At 78.1% G+C, this 3,381-nt stretch carries 2 protein-coding genes; one reads left to right on the forward strand and one right to left on the reverse strand.

Translation table 11 applies throughout. From position 1 onward, the window contains the following. Positions 1–89 precede the first annotated feature (89 nt). Positions 90–2,732, forward strand: coding sequence for a penicillin acylase family protein (locus tag HLB09_RS14705; RefSeq protein ID WP_171204080.1), 2,643 nt, complete (start codon positions 90–92; stop codon positions 2,730–2,732). Positions 2,733–2,778: 46 nt separating this feature from the next. Here HLB09_RS14705 and HLB09_RS14710 read toward each other — a convergent pair. After that, a partial coding sequence (locus HLB09_RS14710; protein ID WP_246235518.1) for a 5-formyltetrahydrofolate cyclo-ligase occupies positions 2,779–3,381 on the reverse strand: 603 nt, incomplete at its 5' end.

Consider the following 3,381-nt stretch of genomic DNA (forward strand, 5'->3'; position numbering starts at 1 on the left):
CCGGTGGGCCCCGCCCGCAGACCGACCCGCCGCCGGGCGCGGGCGTCCGGGAGAGGGGGCCGTCGCGGGGCGGCGGCTACCCTCGCCGCGTGCCCCGACCACGATCCGCCGGCGTCGTCGCCCTCGCCGTGGTGCTCGTGGTGGCGCTCGTCGCGGTCACGGCCGTCGTCGTCCTGCTCCGCCGCCCGCTGCCCGACACCTCCGGCGAGGTGGCCGTCCCGGGCCTCGGCGCCCAGGTGCGCGTGCTGCGCGACGCGCGCGGCGTGCCCCAGGTCTACGCCGAGGACCCCGAGGACCTCTTCTTCGCGCAGGGGTACGTCCACGCGCAGGACCGCTTCTTCCAGATGGACTTCCGCCGCCACGTGACGGCGGGCCGCCTCGCCGAGCTCGTGGGGGACGCCCCGGGCGCCGTCGAGGCCGACGCCGTCGTCCGCACCATGGGCTGGCGGCGCGTCGCCGAGGCCGAGCTGCCGCTCCTGGCCCCGGAGACCCGCGCCTACCTCGAGGCCTACGCGGACGGCGTCAACGCCTACACGGGCGGGCGCTCGCCGAGCGAGCTCTCGGCCGCCTACACGGCGCTGGGCACGCGCGTGGACCTGGGGCCCGTCGAGGACTGGACGCCCGTCGACTCCCTCGCCTGGCTCAAGGCCATGGCCTGGTCGCTGCGCGCCAACTACTCCGACGAGCTGGCCCGCGCCGCGGCGTACGGCGCCGTGGGCGACGTCGGCCTCGTCGAGCAGCTCTTCCCGCCGCCGTCGGCCTCGGTCGGCGAGCCCGTGGTGGGCGCGGTGGGCTCCCTCGCGCCCGCGGCCGCCACCTCGGAGCTGCCCGCCGCGGACGACGAGGTGCTCGCCGGCGTCGTGGCCGCCCTCGCCGACCCCGCCGACCCCGTGGCGGGCGCCGACCGGGCGCTCGCCGCCGTGCCCGACCTCCTCGGCGACGGCTCCGGCGCCACCGGGGGCATCGGCTCGAACGCGTGGGCGGTCTCGGGCGAGCACACCGCCTCGGGCGAGCCGCTGCTCGCGAACGACCCCCACCTCGCCGCGAGCTTCCCCAGCACCTGGTCGCAGGTCGGGCTGCACTGCACCGAGGTGGACGAGGACTGCCCCTTCGACGTCAGCGGCTTCTCCTTCGCGGGGATGCCCGGCGTCGTCATCGGCCACACCGCCGACGTCGCGTGGGGGTTCACGAACACCGGCTCGGACGTCACCGACCTCTACCTCGAGCGGGTCCGGGACGGCGCCGCCCTCCGCGCGGGCGAGCAGGTGCCGCTCACCACCCGCACCGAGACCATCCGCGTGGCCGGCGGCGAGGACGTGGCCATCCAGGTGCGCAGCTCCGGCCACGGGCCGCTGCTGTCCGACGTCGTGCCCGAGCTGGCCGCCGCCGGGCGGGCCGCGCCGGTGCCCGAGGACGCCCCGCCCGCCGGCTCCGACGGCTACGCCGTCGCGCTGTCGTGGACCGCGCTGCAGCCCGGTCGCACGATGGACGCCGTCTTCGCGCTCGACGCGGCGCAGGACTGGGACGACGTCCGGGAGGCCGCCTCCCTCTTCGTCGTGCCGGGCCAGAACATCGTCTACGCCGACACGAGCGGCAGCATCGGGTACCAGGCCTCCGGGGTCGTGCCCCTGCGCCAGCCGGGCGCCGGCCTCGGGCAGGGCACCGGCACGTGGCCCCGCCCCGGCTGGGACCCCGACTACGACTGGGTCGGCGCCGTGCCCTTCGCGGACATGCCGTCCGTCCTCGACCCCCCGGACGGGCTCGTCGTCAGCGCCAACCAGCGCATCACCGACGCCTTCGACCCCTTCCTCACCGCCGACCCCGACACGGGCCACCGCGCCCAGCGCATCCGCGAGGTCCTCGAGGACCGGGTGGCGGCGGGCCGGCCCGTCACGGCCGACGACATGGAGGCCCTGCAGAACGACCGGGTGGACCCCTTCGCGGAGGTCCTCGTCCCGTACCTGCTCGACGCGCCGCTGCCCGAGGACCCGGGCTCCAGCCCGGAGCGCCGCGCCTTCACCCGCGAGGCGGTCGAGCTGCTGCGCGGCTGGGACGGCACGACGACGGCCGACAGCGCCCCCGCGGCGTACTACAACGCCGTCTGGTCGACGCTCCTGCGCCTCACCTTCGCCGACCAGCTGCCCGAGACGGCGCAGCCTCGGGGCGGGAGCCGCTGGTTCACCGTCGTCGGCCAGCTCCTCGAGGACCCGGACAGCCCCTGGTGGGACGACGCGACGACGCCGGCCGTCGTCGAGACCCGCGACCAGGTGCTCGGTCGCGCGCTGCAGCAGGCGCGCCTGGAGCTCACCGCGACCCTCGGTGCCGACCCGGAGGACTGGGAGTGGGGCCGCCTGCACCGCCTCGTGCTCCGCCAGGACGTGCTGGGCGACGAGTCGGTGCCGGCGCCCGTGCGCGCGCTGTGGACGGCCGGCCCCGTCGACCTCGGCGGCAGCACGTCGCTCGTCGACGCCACCTCCTGGGACGCCCGCGAGGGCTACGGCGTGACGGCCGTGCCCTCCATGCGCATGGTCGTGGACCTCGCCGACCTCGACGCCTCCCGCTGGGTCGACCTCGCGGGCGTCAGCGAGCACCCCTGGAGCGGCCACGCCACCGACCAGCTCGGCGCGTGGGCGGAGGGCCGCACCTTCCCGTGGCCCTCGACGCCGGGCGCCGTCGAGGACGCCGCCCGCGACGAGCTGGTCCTCACGCCCCGCTCGACGTCCGCGGGCTGAGGCCGGGAGGACGGCGGGCGCGGCGCCGGCCCGGCGGCGCCGTCGACTACCCGTCGACGCGCATCCACCGGCCCGGCGTGGCGACGTGGCTGACGCGGACGTCGTGCGCCTCCGCCGGCACGGGCTCCACGGCGGCGTCGAGCACCTCGTCGTCGTGGACGAGCGCGACGACCGGCGGCAGCCACCCCCGGTGCTCGCGCAGCTCCCCGAGCGCCCGGTCGTAGTACCCGCCCCCCTTGCCGAGGCGGCGGCCCGCCGTGTCGACGGCGAGGGCGGGGACGAGGACGACGTCGGCCGCCCGCAGGGCCCCGGGGCCGAGGTCGGGACCCGGCAGCAGGGGCGCGTCGCCGACGGCGCCCGGGCGCCCGGGGCCGGGTCCCGGTGCCGTGCCGGGCGCGCGGCCCCAGCCGAGCCGGGTGCCGCGGCCGTCGGAGCCGTCGTGGGTGTGGGGCAGCAGCACCGTGGTGCCGCGGGCGGCCAGCGCCCGCACGAGGGCCGCCGTGCCCGGCTCGCCGCCCCGGGAGGCGTAGCAGGCGACCGTGCCGCCCTCGTGCAGCGTCAGCGTGCGCCCGCCGCGGACGTCATAGGTGCGCTGGGGGCCGAGCTCTCCGGCGGCCTCGCGGACGGCTTGGGCGGCCTCGTTGAGCCG

The sequence above is a fragment of the Pseudokineococcus marinus genome, from assembly GCF_013004605.1.
GTDB lineage: Bacteria > Actinomycetota > Actinomycetes > Actinomycetales > Quadrisphaeraceae > Pseudokineococcus > Pseudokineococcus marinus.